Source organism: Streptomyces sp. AC602_WCS936, from assembly GCF_019049125.1.
In the GTDB taxonomy this organism is placed as follows: Bacteria; Actinomycetota; Actinomycetes; order Streptomycetales; family Streptomycetaceae; genus Streptomyces.
On sequence record NZ_JAGMUF010000051.1, the window covers coordinates 1 to 15,867 of the forward strand.

15 protein-coding genes and 4 pseudogenes are annotated in these 15,867 nt (G+C 70.4%); 10 read left to right on the forward strand and 9 right to left on the reverse strand.

Annotated features, from left to right (window positions below; genetic code table 11):
- Positions 1-284: 284 nt before the first annotated feature.
- Positions 285-419, forward strand: a pseudogene (locus KUM03_RS16930) (IS5/IS1182 family transposase); the annotation flags it as partial.
- Here KUM03_RS16930 and KUM03_RS16935 read toward each other — a convergent pair.
- Positions 416-796: a VOC family protein gene (locus KUM03_RS16935; protein WP_217249474.1), complete on the reverse strand. Its 381-nt coding sequence runs from the start codon at positions 794-796 to the stop codon at positions 416-418. The pseudogene KUM03_RS16930 and the gene KUM03_RS16935 sit on opposite strands and share 4 nt — an antisense overlap.
- Positions 797-1,126: 330 nt before the next feature.
- On the opposite strand from KUM03_RS16935, the gene KUM03_RS16940 reads away from it, so the two are divergent.
- The 4 genes from KUM03_RS16940 to KUM03_RS16955 all read left to right on the forward strand — a co-directional run bounded on the left by KUM03_RS16940 (position 1,127) and on the right by KUM03_RS16955 (position 5,390).
- Entirely contained in the window at positions 1,127-1,822 is a 696-nt protein-coding gene (locus KUM03_RS16940) for a response regulator transcription factor (RefSeq protein WP_217249582.1), read from the forward strand.
- Positions 1,815-2,903 carry a HAMP domain-containing sensor histidine kinase gene (locus tag KUM03_RS16945; protein WP_217249478.1) on the forward strand — a complete coding sequence of 363 codons (1,089 nt, stop codon included), beginning with the start codon at positions 1,815-1,817 and terminating at the stop codon, positions 2,901-2,903. Before KUM03_RS16940 ends, KUM03_RS16945 begins: the two co-directional genes overlap by 8 nt.
- 84 nt (positions 2,904-2,987) lie before the next feature.
- Positions 2,988-3,707: a VanZ family protein gene (locus KUM03_RS16950; RefSeq protein WP_217249480.1), complete on the forward strand. Its 720-nt coding sequence runs from the start codon at positions 2,988-2,990 to the stop codon at positions 3,705-3,707.
- A gap of 822 nt (positions 3,708-4,529) precedes the next feature.
- Positions 4,530-5,390: an alpha/beta fold hydrolase gene (locus KUM03_RS16955; RefSeq protein ID WP_217249483.1), complete on the forward strand. Its 861-nt coding sequence runs from the start codon at positions 4,530-4,532 to the stop codon at positions 5,388-5,390.
- Positions 5,391-5,794: 404 nt separating this feature from the next.
- Here KUM03_RS16955 and KUM03_RS16960 read toward each other — a convergent pair whose 3' ends face one another.
- Positions 5,795-5,992 (reverse strand): hypothetical protein, encoded by a 198-nt coding sequence (locus KUM03_RS16960; RefSeq protein WP_217249485.1) that lies wholly within the window; start codon positions 5,990-5,992, stop codon positions 5,795-5,797.
- 256 nt (positions 5,993-6,248) lie between these two features.
- Positions 6,249-7,103: an MBL fold metallo-hydrolase gene (locus tag KUM03_RS16970; protein WP_217249492.1), complete on the reverse strand. Its 855-nt coding sequence runs from the start codon at positions 7,101-7,103 to the stop codon at positions 6,249-6,251.
- Between the two features lie 188 nt (positions 7,104-7,291).
- Here KUM03_RS16970 and KUM03_RS16975 point away from each other — a divergent pair, with 188 nt between their 5' ends.
- Entirely contained in the window at positions 7,292-7,567 is a 276-nt protein-coding gene (locus KUM03_RS16975) for a helix-turn-helix domain-containing protein (protein WP_217249494.1), read from the forward strand.
- A 200-nt stretch (positions 7,568-7,767) separates the two neighbouring features.
- On the opposite strand, the pseudogene KUM03_RS16980 reads toward KUM03_RS16975, so the two are convergent.
- From KUM03_RS16980 to KUM03_RS16995, 4 genes and pseudogenes are all read right to left on the reverse strand, one after another.
- A pseudogene (locus tag KUM03_RS16980) lies at positions 7,768-8,124 on the reverse strand (methyltransferase); the annotation flags it as partial.
- A 148-nt stretch (positions 8,125-8,272) separates the two neighbouring features.
- Complete coding sequence (locus KUM03_RS16985; RefSeq protein ID WP_308406342.1) at positions 8,273-9,187, reverse strand: aminoglycoside phosphotransferase family protein; 915 nt, start codon at positions 9,185-9,187, stop codon at positions 8,273-8,275.
- 619 nt (positions 9,188-9,806) lie between these two features.
- Positions 9,807-10,784, reverse strand: coding sequence for a CU044_5270 family protein (locus tag KUM03_RS16990; RefSeq protein ID WP_217249496.1), 978 nt, complete (start codon positions 10,782-10,784; stop codon positions 9,807-9,809).
- Positions 10,777-11,409, reverse strand: a complete 633-nt coding sequence (locus KUM03_RS16995) for an RNA polymerase sigma factor (protein WP_217249499.1) — start codon at positions 11,407-11,409, stop codon at positions 10,777-10,779. The genes KUM03_RS16990 and KUM03_RS16995 overlap by 8 nt, the downstream gene beginning before the upstream one ends.
- A gap of 101 nt (positions 11,410-11,510) precedes the next feature.
- On the opposite strand from KUM03_RS16995, the pseudogene KUM03_RS17000 reads away from it, so the two are divergent.
- The 3 genes and pseudogenes from KUM03_RS17000 to KUM03_RS17010 all read left to right on the forward strand — a co-directional run.
- A pseudogene (locus KUM03_RS17000) lies at positions 11,511-11,820 on the forward strand (metallophosphoesterase); the annotation flags it as partial.
- A 65-nt stretch (positions 11,821-11,885) separates the two neighbouring features.
- A complete protein-coding gene (locus KUM03_RS17005; protein ID WP_374225331.1) occupies positions 11,886-12,134 on the forward strand; it encodes a hypothetical protein in 249 nt (82 codons plus the stop codon).
- A gap of 304 nt (positions 12,135-12,438) precedes the next feature.
- Positions 12,439-12,816 (forward strand): annotated as a pseudogene (locus tag KUM03_RS17010) (DDE-type integrase/transposase/recombinase); the annotation flags it as partial.
- A 145-nt stretch (positions 12,817-12,961) separates the two neighbouring features.
- Here the strand turns inward: KUM03_RS17010 and KUM03_RS17015 are convergent.
- A complete protein-coding gene (locus KUM03_RS17015; RefSeq protein WP_217249501.1) occupies positions 12,962-13,396 on the reverse strand; it encodes a DoxX family membrane protein in 435 nt (144 codons plus the stop codon).
- Between the two features lie 83 nt (positions 13,397-13,479).
- On the opposite strand from KUM03_RS17015, the gene KUM03_RS17020 reads away from it, so the two are divergent.
- Positions 13,480-14,157 carry a helix-turn-helix domain-containing protein gene (locus KUM03_RS17020; RefSeq protein WP_308406343.1) on the forward strand — a complete coding sequence of 226 codons (678 nt, stop codon included), beginning with the start codon at positions 13,480-13,482 and terminating at the stop codon, positions 14,155-14,157.
- A 1,061-nt stretch (positions 14,158-15,218) separates the two neighbouring features.
- Here KUM03_RS17020 and KUM03_RS17025 read toward each other — a convergent pair.
- On the reverse strand, positions 15,219-15,569 hold the full coding sequence (locus tag KUM03_RS17025; protein ID WP_217249505.1) for a hypothetical protein: 351 nt from the start codon (positions 15,567-15,569) through the stop codon (positions 15,219-15,221).
- Positions 15,570-15,867 lie beyond the last annotated feature (298 nt).

Genomic DNA, 15,867 nt, shown 5'->3' on the forward strand with positions numbered 1-15,867 from the left:
CCCCCCCCCCCCCCCCCCCCGATGCACATATGCATGCGGGCCGGAACCAGCCCCACCTCTTCACCTCGACGAACCAGGACGTTAGCCCTGCAACCTCGCGAGCAGCGGGCGGAATTGTCGGTTCCGTTACCGTTTCCGGAGGGCAGCTCGACCGGAATGGTTCGATCCAGGGCGTCTTCCGGTTCACTACAGTTCCTGACCGCCGCCTTTCGGCCAGGTTCAGACCTGCCCGGTGGCCCGCCACGCTGGCTGAGCAGGGTGTTCTCGCTGGCCATGACGGCGAAAAGCGGAGTTTCGCTTGGCTGCACGGCTTCCGGCGACTGCGAGTCCGCTGGGAACGCCGGGCCGACATCCACGAAGCCTTCCTGAAACAGGCCTGCTGCCTCATCACCCACCGCCAGCTTCGGTCACTCTGTTAGTTGCTGTCGTCATCCATATAGAGACAGAACGGGTGACCAGCAGGGTCGAGCATCACCCTGACGTTGTCCTGCGGCTGATACCCGGCCTCCCGCGCACCCAGTTCCAGCGCATGGGCTACAGCGGCCTGCAGATCGACGACTTCGAAGTCTAGGTGCATCGTGATCCGCTGGGCGTCATCCTGAGCTGGCCAGACTGGAGGGACGTAGCCGTCCGAGCGCTGGAAGGCTATGTAGCCCACACTCTCCGAGGGCGCGACAGCCGCCCCATCAGGCTCTTCCTTGGTGATCTCCCAGCCCAGGAGGTCTGAGTAGAAGTGAGCGAGCGCCCGCGGATCGGGCGCCTCAAGTACAACGCCCCACCAGTCGTGCCTCGACATGCGAGGAGTACCGGGCTCATGACTGGGTCGTCCACGCATGCTGCCCACTACCTCCGGATACTCCGCCGCAGATCCTCTTCAAAGGCTGACCTCTGGACCCTATCGACCGCCCGAGCGCGAGGACCAGGAGACCTTACACAGGAGGCCGTGCATGCTCCCGGAGCTGTTCGGCTTCATTGTGTTAGCCGTTCTGAGGCGCCACCGGGTCTGGGGCGCTGTTCGCGCTGGTTCGCTGCCGGACATTGCTCAAGCCAAGGCAGCGCGGTGTTGCCGACCTGTAAGCGATTTTCGATACATCGACGATATGTGCCCACGGGTAGCATCCATGACGTGCGTGTACTGGTTGTCGAGGATGAACCCTTCATGGCGGAAGCCATTCGGGACGGCCTTCGTCTGGAGGCGATCGCGGCGGATATCGCGGGTAACGGGAACGCCGCTCTGGAAATGCTCAGCGTCAACGCCTACGACATCGCGGTTCTCGACCGCGATATTCCCGGACCCTCGGGTGACGAGATCGCGAGACGCATCGTCGCCTCGGAGAGCGGCATGCCGATCCTCATGCTCACCGCGGCCGACCGTCTCGACGACAAGGTCTCCGGGTTCGGCCTCGGGGCCGACGACTACCTCACGAAACCGTTCGAGTTGCGGGAGCTGGTGCTCAGGCTCCGGGCACTCGACCGCAGGCGTGCGCACACCAGGCCGCCCGTGCGGGAGATCGCGGGCCTGCGTCTGGATCCGTTCCGCCGCGAGGTGTACCGGGACGGCCGCTACGTCGCGCTGACCCGCAAGCAGTTCGCGGTGCTCGAAGTCCTGGTCGCCGCGGAAGGCGGTGTGGTCAGCGCCGAGGATCTCCTGGAACGGGCGTGGGACGAGAACGCGGACCCGTTCACCAACGCTGTGCGCATCACCGTCTCGGCACTGCGCAAACGACTCGGCGAACCCTGGCTCATCGTCACCGTGCCCGGCGTCGGCTACCGCATCGGCACAGCGCCCGGCACCGGACCTGGGGGAACGGACCGTGGATAGGGCGCCTGGTCTGAGCGTCCGCCTCAAGCTCACCCTCAGTTACGCCGGATTCCTGGTGGTCGCGGGCGTCTTGCTGCTCTCCGCCATCGGCGCTTTTCTCTGGCAGGAGGGGTGGTTGCAAACCACCGCGGAGGGTGCGTGGAGAGCGACGCCGGGCACCACGTTCGTGCGCGGCTTCGCCCCGACGGCAGCCGCCGTCATGGTGTTCCTCCTGGTGTTCGGTCTCCTGGGCGGATGGATTCTGGCCGGTCGCATGCTCGCCCCGCTGGACCGCATCACGCACGCGACGCGTACGGTCGCGAACGGATCGCTCTCCCATCGAATCCGACTTCCGGGCCGCCAGGACGAGTTCCGCGAGCTCGCCGACGCCTTCGACATGATGCTCGCGAGGCTCGAAGCGCACGTAGCCGAACAGCGGCGATTCGCGGCGAACGCCTCCCACGAACTGCGCACCCCGCTGTCGGTCTCGAAGTCCCTGCTCGAAGTGGCCCGCGCCGATCCCGGCCGCGCCGCCGACCCGCTGATCGACCGCCTCCACACCGTCAACACCCGGGCCATCGATCTCACCGAAGCACTGCTCCTGCTCAGCCGTGCCGGCCGACGCTCCTTCACCCGAGAACACGTCGACCTGTCCCTCATGGCGGAAGAAGCCACCGAAACACTCCTTCCCCTCGCGGAGGAGCACGGCGTCACCCTGGAGACCGACGGCGACGTCGCCCCCACGATCGGGTCGCCGGCGCTCCTGCTGCAGCTGACCACGAACCTCGTGCACAACGCGATCGTCCACAACCTGCCGCAACACGGCAGCGTGTGGGTGACCACCGAGGCCCGGCCCAAGACCGTGGTGCTCACCGTCGAGAACACCGGCGAACCGATCACCCCGGAGTCGGTGTCGACGCTCACCGAGCCGTTCCAGCGCGGCACCGAGCGCGTGCGCAGCGACCAGGCGGGTGTCGGCCTCGGCCTGGCCGTCGTCGAGACCATCACCCACGCGCACGACGGGACCCTGGTCCTCACCCCGCGCTCCGCCGGTGGGCTCCGCATCACGGTGGAACTGCGGGGGGCTCCCCTGCGCGAATGACACCGCTCCGGGCGGGACCGTGTATCGCGGTCGTATCGGGAAATACATACGCCACCGCAACAGCCCTCCGTCTTCAGTAGGGGCATGGAACAGAACACACCATCGTCAGCATCGGCCCGTCGTGCGCGCGGGATCGCCCGTTGGATCGTGCTCGTCGGCCTGGGGATTCTCGGTGTGGCGGTCGCCGCGTTCGTGCTGCCGTTGTTCGTCAGGTCCGTGCCGTTGGTCATGCACGGTGGCTGGCACGCCTGGTTGTTCACCTTCAACGGTGTGATGCTCACCATGGTGGCGGCGCTGCCGTTGTCCGCGCTGGTGGTGTGGCTGCTGACGCGCCGCCGGAAGGCCGCCGGCATCGAGCCGGACTGGGCGCGGCGCAGGTCGCTGGCCGAGGTGGGCCTGGTCCACGGGACGGTGCCGTGGGTGTGGCTCATCCTGATGCCGGGCGCGCGGGCCGGTGAGGTCTCCGGTGCCCTCAGCCTGGTCCCGGTGGTGGACCTGCTCACGATGGGACCGCTCGGCATTCTCGGCAACCTGCTGGTGTTCGCGGCGCTGGGCTTCTTCGCCCCGATGCGCTTCACCGCGCCGGCGTCGGTGCCGCGGGTTCTGGCGCTCGGGGCGGGCTGTTCGGTCCTGGTCGAGACTCTCCAGTACGTCCTGCGCCTGGACCGGGTGTCCTCCGTGGACGACGTGCTGCTCAACGCCACCGGCGCGGCCTTGGCCGCGATGGCGTCCCGCCGTTGGTGGCGCACCCCGGCCGCGGCGTCGGCCGACAGTCCCCGGTCGGCTCCCGTACCGGCGGGCTGACCCGCCCTCGGTCCGGTGGGCTGCCGAACCCGTGCCGCACCCGCCACCGCGCCGTCTCGTCTCGGCGCGCCGCTTCACGACGCGGACGGCGGTCGTGTCCGCCGCGACGCCAAGCGGAGCGGGGCAGTGCGGGGGCGGAGGGTGACACCGCCGCAGAGCTGCGTCGCCGCGGCCAGCAGGGACGGCGACGCCGAATCCGTCGGGACGCGGAGTGGTCAGGTCGCGGCCGGCGTGGCGGAACACGCCCTCTGTACCGCTCGGTGTGGCGATCACGAGGAGGTCGGCGCGATCGGGGGTGGGAGTGGGGGACATTGCGTGGCAGGTAGCCGATGACGCCTTCGCGCAGCCCGTGCTCCTTCTCCCCGCCCACACCAACGCGGTGCCGCCGAGGAGCATGAAGACCTCGTCCTCACTGGTGTGCAGGTGGAAGCGCGGGCCCTCCCCCCTTGGCGACGTGAAAGCGGTCCACGGTCAGCCACCCGTCGCCGGCGCCCTTGTCCGGCAGGACGGAGAACGTGGTTCGCCGCCGACGACATCGAGTACACCGTCGCCCGCCTGCGCACGCACGGAGCCGAACCCGTCGCCAAGCCCGCGCGGCACGAGGACGGCTACCGGCTCTGCTCTGTCCGCGGCTCCGAGGGCATCGTCATCGGACTGGCCGAGCAGCTCAGCTGAGAGTACGTTCGGCCTCCGGCCACCGCCCGGGGCAAGGACGGCGCCCCGGGCTTCTGGGCCTCACGGAAGACGTGCCGGGGCCCGTCGCGGGCAGGCTGGACGGTGAGGGGAGCGATGTCCGGGCCCCGGAGCGGGAAGGAGCATGCCGTGTTCGAGCGGTTCGCCACCAGGACGGTGCGCACCGGCGAGGCATCCGTCTTCGTCCGGTACGGAGGAGAGGGCCCACCCCTCCTGCTGCTGCACGGCCACCCCCGCACCTCCGCGACCTGGCACCGGGTCGCACCCCTCCTGGTCCGGCGCGGCTTCACCGTCGTCTGCCCCGACCTGCGCGGTTACGGACGTTCCCGCGGCCCCACGCCCGCCGCCGACCACGCCCCGCACTCCAAGCGGGCCGTGGCCGGGGTCATGGTGGAGGTCATGCGGGCCCTCGGGCACCAGCGCTTCGGGCTCGCCGGCCATGACCGCGGAGCTGCCGTGGCGCTCCGGCTGGTGCTGGACCACCCGTCCGTGGTGACCCGGGTGGCATTCCTGGACGGCCTGCCCCTCAGCGAGCACCTGGCCCGCGCCGACGCCCGCTTCGCCACCGCGTGGTGGCACTGGTTCTTCTTCGCCCAGCCGGAGATCCCCGAACGCGTCATCAACGCCGACCCCGACGCCTGGTACCACGGCGACCCCGAGGCCATGGGGCAGGAGAATCACGACGAATGGCGGGCCGCCACCAGGAATCCGGACGTTGTCCGCGCCATGCTGGAGGACTATCGCGCAGGGCTTACCGTGGACCGCCGCCAGGAGGAGGCGGACCGGGCCCGGGGCGCGCGGATCGACTGCCCCGTGCTGGTTCTGTGGTCGCTGCGGGACGACCTGGAGGATCTGTACGGCGACCCGCGCGCCATCTGGCGCGACTGGGCCGACGACGTCCGGGGCCAGGGCATCGACGCCGGTCACCACGTGGCGGAGGAGGCCCCTGGCCCGCTCTCCGCCGCCCTGGGCGACTTCTTCACCGCCTGACCCGGGGCCGTCCGACGCCGCACCACCATCGATCAGCCCGTCCGCCCTCGACGGAGTTCGCTCCCGCCTGTCCGGCCGCAGTCCGTCTCACTGGCGATCGCTCGGCGTACGGGGTTCCCGCGGCGGAAGCGGGGTGATCGTCGGCGGTGGCCGGAGGGGCGCGCTCCTTCCGACCTGGACTCCCTGCCGGCCGACCGGCTCGCCGCCCCCGACCACCGCTTCGCCGTGAAGGCCCCGCTGCTCGCCCCGCACCCGCTCTCCCGCGGCGTCGGCGAGTGGGAACGAGTCCAGAGGGCGCGCCGCGGCAGGGCATGCGTGCGCTTATGCCGCGTCCGCGGGGAAGCCCTCTTCCGGAGGCCACACGTGCGCCCGCCTCGTGGGCCGCGCGCACCGCGTCGAGGAGTTCACCGGAAGAGCAGTTCGCTCAGGTCCCGCCAGCCCTCCGCCACGTCCGGCCGGCCGCTGAGCACGTCGAAGACGCGCTGCGACCCGAAGATCTTGACCGAGCGCTCCTGCTCGGGGTCGGAGCCTCTTCTGGCCTGGATCTTCCTTGCGGCCCGCTGGCGCCGCGACCACGTGCTGGAGGAACACGCCCGAACCACCGCACTCGCCGTCCACCATTGGTTGTGCGACCGGGCCTGGGGCCCCCAAGGCGGCCCGGTCCTGGGCCGAAGCCGGCGCAGGACGCACCGACGGCACGCACGGTGGCCGGGTCAGGCGTAGTGGCGGTAGGCGGCCTGCGCCACGCAGGCCGCCTTGTCGCTGCCGTCGGCCTCGACGGTGAACGTCAGTGGCGTCTGGACACCGTTGCCGTTGACCTCCTCCACCGTGCCGACGGCGCCGTGCAGCCGGATAGTCCTAGCCTTTGGAGGCGGTGAAGCGGGCCAGCTCCCATGGATCGTGTGCGCTGAAGACGGTGATCTCATCCGCGTGGTCGCGTCGGAGGGAACGCAGTCGGTCGCGGGTCGCGTCGCGAGCCGCGACGTCGGTCTGTGCTCCCTGCTGGACCGGCTCAAGGGCAGGATGCGAGAAGGGCGGCGTGTGCTCGAGCTCGCCGTGATACATGTACGCGTCACCCGCATGCAGCAGCCACCGTCCGTGGCCGTCGCGCACGGCGACACCCGAGTGCCCCGCCGAGTGGCCGGGCAGCGGAACCAGCAGCAGTTCGCATGCCGGCCCCTGCGGCCGCGTCACGCCGGGGAAGCCGAACCACTCTGTGCGATCCGCCATGGTTGCGGGTGTGAGCAGCGGGTTGTGCGCCCGGTGTGCCGGCATGAAGCGGTCGAGGGTGTGCCGGTGGTGTGCTGCCGTGGGGTCGGTGACGGCCCGGTACTCGTCGGGGTGGACGTGCACCTGTGCGTGAGGGAAGTCCGGCAGTCCTCCTGTGTGGTCGCGATGCAGGTGGGTGAGCACGATGTGCCGCACGTCCTGGGGCGCGTACCCGAGGCGGACGACCTGGCGCAGCGCGCTCTCCTCGGGGTTCAGCGCGGGCTGGGCGTAGGCGACCCAGTCCGCACCCAGCGACCGGTCAGGGTGCTGTAGGTCGGCGGTGCCGAGGCCGGTGTCGACCAGGATCAGCCCGTCCGAGTCCGTCTCGATGAGCAGGCAATGGCAGGCAACGGCCCGTTCGCGGTTCGCAGCGCCGGCCGGAGGTTCTTCGCCGAGCGGTGGAATCTTCCGGAGAGAACCGCAGTTGAGGTGGTGGATACGCACAAGGCCCCCCTGGAGGCAAGCTGGCGGGGTGTTCTTGCCGGACGTTAGGAGGGGCCCTCGTGACTCACCAAACCGTTGGACACGCACAGGCGGGCGATCAGGCCGGCCCGCTGGCGGACTGCCCTGACAGCGCCCTCGTTCCGCCGGGCCACGAACCGCGATGCCCTGTTGACATCACCCTCGCCGCGATGGGCGGTCGGTGGACGCCGCTGGTTGTTCGCGAGTTCCTACGCCGTGGTCAGGCCACATACTCCGAACTGTCCGCCGCCCTGCCCGCTCTCTCGGACAAGGTCCTCTCGGACCGGCTGGCCCAGTTGACCAGTGCGGGCGTCATCGAGCGTCACCGCACCCCGGGCTGGCCTCCCCGCGTCCGCTACATTCTGACCAGCCAGGGCCGGGCGCTGGAACCAGTAGTGCGCAGCATGTGGGAGTGGGGAGCAGCGCGACGGGACGCCCTTGGCTGATCGCCCGCCCCGTCGAACGACGCGCTCCCGTCGAGCACGGCTTCGCCCACCTCGCTCACGCCGGTCGTGAGCGACTGTCTGTGGAGTGGATCGTCGGTCAGCGGTTGACTTCGAGGTTCGTCAGGACGCGCAGGGCGCGCAGGAGGTGGGTGGCGCGGGAGGGATCAGTGCGGAGTTCGGTGAGGGTCCGCCAATTCTCGTCTGCGCAGGTTCAGGCAGTAGTCGTCGTCTGCCAGCAGAACGAGGAGCCTGCCGAGCACGCGGGCACGATGGCCGCGAGCCCTGCGCTGCAGGTGGAAGGAGTCTGCCGGGCTGTCGCCTCGTTGGGCGGGTTTCCGGTCGATGCGGCGGCCCGTCGCTTGCAGTGGTTGACGTGCGTTGTGGAAGTCGCCCTGCCACAGCAAGGCGGTGCCTTCGCAGGCCAGACGGTAAGCAGCGTCGGCTTTCACACGGTCGTCCGCTCCGACGACCCGGCTGGGAGGCGGTGTCGCGCTCTCGGAACGCCAGTAGGCGGAACCGGCGGTGCTCGTCCCGGTCCAGTGGATCGTGGACACCATGTACTCCTCGTGATCGAACGTGCAGGGGCACGACGAGCACAGCCCTCTCGCCGCAGGCAAACGTTTCCGGAATGCCTGGCCCTGGGGCACCGGCACCCGGACGACTGCCCGGCCGCGCTGACGAGATCGGTTCAGGCCGACGGAGTACTCAGCTGTCGGCCAGAGCCATGAGGAACCGAGTCTCCGCGTCGTCCCGCCCCGCACACACTCCGGGGACCGCGACGAGGGCGGCCAGGGCCCGGCACCAGCCCAGCACCCGACGAGGAGACATGCCGGGAACCAGCGCCGCCAGCCCCTCGACCCTCTGCTCCAGCACGGCTGGATCTGCGACTCCTTCAAGCACCCAGTCCACAGCGTCGAAGTCCGGGTCGCCCCACGTCGGCCTCGGGTCAATCGCCACCAAGCGGGCACCCGGACCGGACAGCACGTTGGCCGGATGAAGATCGCCGTGCACGAGTCCCACAGGCCCATTGCCTGCGAGTTCCAGGGCCGCCGCTCGCGCCTGCCGAAGCATCTTCGAGGCAGCCGGATCGTTCACGTCGCGCGCTGCCAGCCTGCGGTCGGTCAAGTCGAACACGAAGTCGACACGGTGTGAGAGAGGCTGCAGTACGGAGCGCTCACCCGGCTCGGGAGCAGGGTCCCGCAGGTCCCGCAGCAGCGCCGCGACCTCGGCCAGATTCCATGCACGCCGGCTCACCTGCACCCCCGGCTCCACGTCCTCCAGCAGCAGTGCCCCGGCGGTCAGATCTTGTGCCAGCAGCGTGACAACCGACGGCGTCCTCGCCCAGGCCCGCAGGGCTTCGGCTTCCTCTCGGGCAATCCCGGGCTCGGGCGTCAGTTTCAGCCACGCCGGGATTCCGGTGTCCCGCTCGAAGCAGCGGAACACCCGCGAGGTGCCTCCTCCGCCCGCCGCGACGAGTTCCAGATCCCAGCGGGCAGCGAGTTCGTCCACCAGAGCCGGCAACTCATCGCACCAGGCCAGCACCTCGGCTCCGAACCGGACGACGAACCGGTCCCGGACCTCTGGTGCGACGCAGACCAACTCTCTCAACTTGTGCCCCACAGACGACGGATACGGTTTTCGCGCATCCTAGGAGCACGGGCCGTGCGTGTCCCACAACCTTTCAATCGTCACAGGCACGATCACACGGGCGACCGGTGTCCGGCCGGCCCGGACGGGCTGACGATCCGCATTCAGGCTGCCACCCCGTGAAAGCTGTCGGAAAGGCAGCCATCGGGGACGGCTGCGCCGGCCGGCGGCCTGGGAATCGGTGCGAAGCGCCCTGCTGGGGCCCAGGGGCGCGGCCACGTCCAGGTCCGCGTCGTGCTCGGCGACCGGTGCCAACTCCTCAGTGAGGCTCTTCGACGGTTCCGACAGGATGTGCGCGGCTTTCTCCGACTGCGGCGGCGTCGCCCGGCGCTCCCGCTCACTCAAGACGCCCGGCGCGCGGGGCCGACAGCGTTGCCCCGGCGACGGGAGGCCGCCTTCGTCTCCCGTGCCGCCGATGTCTCTGATCAGCCCGTCTCACTGTCGACGAAGGCGCGTACCAGCGTCTGGCGTTCATCGGTCGCGTTGCGGGTCCGGAATGCTGCGGGCGGGCTTGGGCCGGGGAGCCTCAGGGCCGCCGGCGACCTTCTGCCGGTGCCGGCGGCCCTGCGGGTCCCGGCCGCGGGACAGCGGTCTACGGGCGCTGCCTCACCCGGTCGACGATGCCCCATTCCACTACGTGCGACAGCTGGATGTACTTCTTCTTCCCGGAAGCCGAGATCCGCTCGTCGCGGAACCCCAGGAATTCGTACGACGCCGGGTCGAAGATCAGGTACTTGCTTTCGTAGGAGCCGCGTCCGGTATGAGCGATCCCCACCCCGGTCCGTCCGGCGGAGTCCTTCACTCCCGGGATCGTCCTGACGCCGGGCACAAGGGCGAGCGCCTCGTACGCCGCGGGGCGCAGTCCCTGGGGCAGCACCGGGTTTTTCAGGAGCTCGCCGAGCAGCCAGTAGGCCTCGAACCGTTCGAGCTCGTCGAGATCGCTGATCGACCGGTCGTCGGGGCTGGAGCCGAGGGAGATGATGGCCAGGACAAGCTTTTCCGGGTCCTGGGGCAGCTTCTTCAGCTCGCTCCACTTCCGGGGTGGCCATACCCCGCCGCCCTCCTCCGCGGGCTCCTCCCACATCTCACGGCCCAGTTCCATGGACAGGGAGGGCTTGGAGACGTCGACCGAGTCCCACATCTCGTCGGTGTAGGTCTTGACCTCGCCGGTCTTCTCCTCCGTCTCCTTGATGATCCGCTTCGAGTAGATGAACTGGTCGTCGCGCGGCGCCACCGGCTCCTTCTCCTGCTCGCGCTCCCACGCCGCCGCCCCGTTCAGCACCGTCGCGGCGGCGTTCTCCACTCGCGGGCTGCTCGTGCCCGGTGGGCCGCCCTCGCCTGAGCCGTTCGTGCCGATCAGCACCGCCGTCCCCGTAACGGCCGTGGCGACCACCGCGGCCGCCGCGAGGCGCAGTGCGTGGCGGCGACCGGGGCCGGTGCCGGTGCCGGTGCGCCGGTCCGCGTGGGCGATCGCGTTGAGCAGCCGGTGCCGGGCCCGGTCGCGGGCCGGACCGGTGAGCGGGGCCGCGTCCGCGTCCCACTCCCTCAAGAGTTCGAGTTCGTCATTCATGGTCGGACACCTCTCGCAGTGCCGTCGGATTGGATCCGCCCAATGCTTCGCGCAGCTTGCTGCGAGCCCGGTGCAGCCGTGATCTGACCGTGCCCACGGGGATACCGAGGGCCTGGGCCGTCTCCCCGTAGCCGAGATCCCCCCAGGCCACCAGCAGCAGCACGTCCCGGTGCTGAGCGGGCAGCGCGGCCAGCGCCGCCGCCAGCTCGCGGCGTACGGCCCGCGCCACCACCCGGTCCGCGGCCCGGTCGGCCAACGGCTCGTCGTGGTCGGCGAGGGCCGGGACCCGGGCCATGGCCTTGAACCGGCGGGCCTCGGCCCGCCGGTGCCGGCCGACCAAGTTGGTCGCTATGCCGAACAGCCACGGCCGGGCGTCGGCTCCCGCGCCGCGGGCCGGGTCGTAGCGATGCCGCTGCTGGAACGCGGTGGTGAAGGTCTCCGCCACGAGGTCGTCCGCGACCTCGCCGCCGAGGCGGCGGGCCGCATAGCGGTGCACGGCGTCGGCGTGCCGGTCGAAGAGCGCGGCGAACGCCTCGGGCTCGTCCCGGGACCGCGCGATCACTGAGGCGTCGCTCTCCGCATCGGCACGCGCGGTGCCGATGCCGACGCCTGGTCCGACGGTCATCGGGGCTCCTCTCGTCCAAGGACGATGCTCGAATACCTGGGCCTTCACCAGTCCTTCGCCCATCGTGCCGAAGCGGTTCCCTCAGGCCCCTCCCCGGCGACACCGTGGTCTGCGGCCACATCCACATGCCGTTCGTCCGCCTCGCCCACGGCCGGCTCGTGATCAATCCCGGCAGCATCGGCATGCCGTACGGATCGGCATCGTACGGACGGACGGGAGCCCACTGGGCCCTGCTGGCCCGGGCGTGGAACTCCGTACCGCGGACTTCGACATCGAGGCCGCCGTCACCCGGCTCGGCCAGGGCTCGTCCTGCCCGGAATCGCCGAGTGGGCCGACTACTTTCTGCATGCTCGCGCGACCGACGCCGACGCCCTCGCAGCCTTCGCGCCACGGGACGGACGCGACCACAGCCCGCGACACTCGCCCTGCCTCCGCGACAGCGGGCGGCCGGACACCGACTACAAGATCGACGGTGTTTGCCGTTCTCGAGGCCCGAACAACGCGTTGGCGACGCGTTCGCCGCCGGCTTCCTGTACGGCTGGCTGGGCGGCGAACCGCCCGCCCGCTGGGGCCTCTACGGGGCGGTGGCCGGGGCGCACGCCTGCACCGTTGCCTCCACGCGGACCGAGGCCATCGGCCTCGACGAACTCATCGGCCGCGTCGCCTCGCTGGACGGCGCCTCCTCCGCCGTCCGCGACGGCGCGGTGGCGGGAGACCGCGCCTGACCGCCCCCGGGCGCACCACCGGCTACGAAGTCGTCGTCCTCGGCGGGGGCGTGGCGAGGTGCGTGCCGGCCGCCCGCCCGCCCGAGGACCCGGGACGGTCGGTCTGCCTGGTCGAAGCGGGACCGGACCCCGGACCGCGGTGACGGAAGCGGCCGCCGACGCTCCTCCGCGCCCACGCCCACGCGCTGCCCGCGACCATGTGTGGGAGCGCCGCACCGCCGTCCACCGGATCCGGGCCCGCGTCCTCGGCGGCTCGTCCTGCGTCAACGGCTGCCGGCGCACCTGGGGCAGCGCGGCCGACCACGACGATCCCGGGTTCGGCCACCGGTTCCTCCTCGACGAGGCGCGCGAGGCCGGTGAGGCGATGGCCGGGCGGACCGCCTGGAGGATCTGTCGCGACAGCCGTTGGTGGAGCGTCTTCGGTGGGCGGCGGAGCCGGGGCAAGATCGTCAAGGCCGGCCCGCCGGTGCACGACGACCGGGTCCGGCGCGACTTCACCGCCGACGGGCCGAACCGGCTGTGGCTCACGGACGTCACCGAGCAGCCCACCGGCGAGGGCACGTTGTATCTGTGCGCGGTCAAGGACGTGTACTCCGGCCGCATTGTGGGCTACTCGATCGACGCCCCGACGAGGTCCGGCCTCGCGGTGAGAGCCCTCGAATCCGCTGTCGCCCTTGGCAGGCAGTGGTGCCGCGGGATGGCCGTCTCCCTGGCCCTGCGCTCTGGCTGTGGCGCCCGGCTGTGGACGGTCCGAGGAGAGCGGCATGGAGGCGCCGGGAGGATCCGTGGGGGTCCCCCCGGGTGGATTCAATGCGCTCCGCGCCTGTTCACCGCTGCCGCTTCGTGTCGTAGCGCTGGGCGATCCGTGCGAGCGCCACGGCGCCGAGGAGCAGTCCGAAGTCGCGCAGTGCGACGTCGTAGTAGCCCGGAATGGTCAGCAGGTTGACGATGATGCCCGCGAGCCAGCCGGCCACCAGCCAACCCCCGAAGCGGGGAGCCAGCGCCACGGCGATGCCGGCCACGATCTCGATCGCGCCGACCGCGTACATGGCGGCCTGGGCGCTGCCGGGAACGATGTCGTCGATCCACGGCGCGAGGTAGGTGGGCCAGTCCACGAGCAGGTTGGTGAACTTGTCCAGCCCGAACAGGATCGGCGCCACCGTGAAGCCGACGCGCAGGATCACGAACGCCTGGTAGCCGGGGTCGCTGAGAACCGCCCGCCGCGACGTGGCGGAGGTCGTGCTTGTGGTTACGGAGGACATGACCCTCTCCTTCTATCAGCAACACTCATTAACAATAGAAGCCCTGCACCGCTCTTTAGTCAATGACTGTGGGTTTTACACTGGTGTTCGTGGACACCCCGAAGGAAGTACGCGACCCCGACGTTTCCGCCATCGCCGCACTCGACGAGCCGACCCGTAGGAGGCTCTACGACCATGTGGCGCGGCAGACGAGCCCCGTCAGCCGGGACGAGGCGGCCGCCGCTCTCGGGCTGGCACGGAAGACCGCCGCGTTCCACCTGGACCGGCTGGCCGACGAATCGCTGCTCGACGTCGTCTACGAGCGCCGCAGCGGGCGCTCCGGACCAGGCGCAGGAAGGCCGGCCAAGCTCTACCACCGCTCGGCGAAGCAAGTCACCGTGCATCTGCCGGACCGTCGCTATGAGCTCGCCGGACGGCTGCTCGCCCAAGCCGTGGAGGAATCCGACGCGACCGGTAAGCCGGTGCGCGACGTATTGCACCGCAAGGCGGTGGAACTCGGCACACAACTGGGCGAACAGAGCAAGACGAACATCGTCGACCTACTGGAGCGGTACGGCTTTGAGCCACGCCACGAGGACGATGTCATCGTTCTGGCCAACTGCCCCTTCCACGCGCTGGCCCAGGAGCACACCCAGACGGTGTGCGGCATGAACCTCCACTTGCTGCGCGGCGTCCTCAGTGGCCTGGGCGAGGCGGGACTCGAGGCATGCCTGGCGCCCAGCCCCGGGCGATGCTGCGTCCTGCTGCAGCCGGCCGCCTGACCGGTGCGGAGCCCGCCGGTACGGGGGCGACGTCAACGAACGAGACCACTCGGCATGCTGCTGTGACGCACACACAGTGGGTTCGGGGGTGTCGTCCGCCGCGAGGAAGTATCTGGGTCGCACGCTTCGGGGGCCACCTTCGACGCGGGCAGATACGGCGGTTCCGCCCGGGCACCGGCCGCATGGTGACGAGCCCGCACCATGGTGGAGTCCACCGAGAGCCACCCCTGCCGACCTCCCCGCGGCGTCGGAAGCGGCCTGGACCTGCTGCTGGTCAGCGCCGGCTGTGTGTCTGTCCTGCGATCCAGTCGGCCGCATTGACGCAGTCGGCCAGACGGAGGCCGGTGAGGGCGTTGAGCGCGACATCGAGGCGTTCGATGTCGCGCATCTGCTGGAGGCGGGGGCGAGGGTGCGAAAGCCGCCGCCGGCGAATCCGGCGTCGGTCAGGGCCTGCTCCTGTTCAGGGGGCAGGCCGGCGTCCCGGCGTCCGCTGAGGGTGTTGACCCGTACCGGTTCCGCCGCTCCGGCCGAGGTGAGGACCTGGGCGTTCCCGGTGTCGTAGTAGCAGCTGCAGGCCCGGCCGAAGGACTGTGAGAGGGACGTGAGGATCGGGCGGGCGCAGCCCACGTAACCGGTCATTCCGTCGACTTCGACGGCGACGGACCATTCGCCGTCGAGGGCCGCGGCGGCGATCAGGGGTGTTTCCTGGTCTTCGGAGGCGTCGATGTTCTCCATCGACCATGCGTACTCGTGGTGGTCCCGCAGTTCTTTGACGAGGTCGCCGACCGGCTCGGGCGTCGTGGTGACACCGAGCGCGGTGAGCAGGTACCGGGGTGTGGTGGGGGCGAGGGTGAAGCAGGCGGCGCCGAACTCGCGGTGCCAGGCGGACAGGTCCATCGGGTGGGTGCCTCTCAGGGTTCCACGGTTCGGCGAGTCGGTGGCCGTGCCGTGTGCGAGGAAGGGAACGACTTCCTGGAACACGCCCGGCGGTCGATGCCCGCTCGGCGAGCGCTTCTGCACCGCCGTGCCGGCGGGCAGCCCGCACGCCGAGGTCGATGAGCTCACCCTCCGCTCATCACGTAGCCCGCGTACGGGACCAGGACCGCCGGCAGAGTCAGCAGGCGTGGTCTGAGGGAGCGGCCGGCGCGCAGGGGGCGGACGTCGTAGAGGAAGAGCAGGAGGAGGACGAAAGCGCCGAGCAGGAAGAGGGCGATCAGGACGAAGCCGCTGGTCTCGATCTGGTCGTAGGTGCAGCCGTCCAGGTCTCGGCGGCGCAGGTCCTCGTCCCCGCAGTGACCGTGAGCAACGTACCAGCGCGCGCAGAGGACGGTGAGGAACGCGGGGACACCTATCAGCAGGTGCACCAGAAGCGGCGGCAGGCAGCCGCGCAGGACAGGGAGGACGCTACGCATCCGGCCACCTCACCAAGGCACGGCCGACCAGGCTGTGATCGAAGCCACTCCTTCGGTCACAGGGCCGTCACAACGGCCACAAGGTGCCGGCCGGCGCGGACCAGGTCCACGATCTGGCGACGGAACTCCGGCGGGTGTGCGGGGCCGGTTCTCGGCACGATGGACTCCTCCTCGCGGGCACCAGTGTCCCCAAGTGGATGACTGTCCACCGAACCTGAGCGACTTCACTGGCGCGAACGGCGCTCGGCCGACGCGATGCTTGTCCACGCCGGGCAGTGCGGGGGGGGGGGGGGGGGGG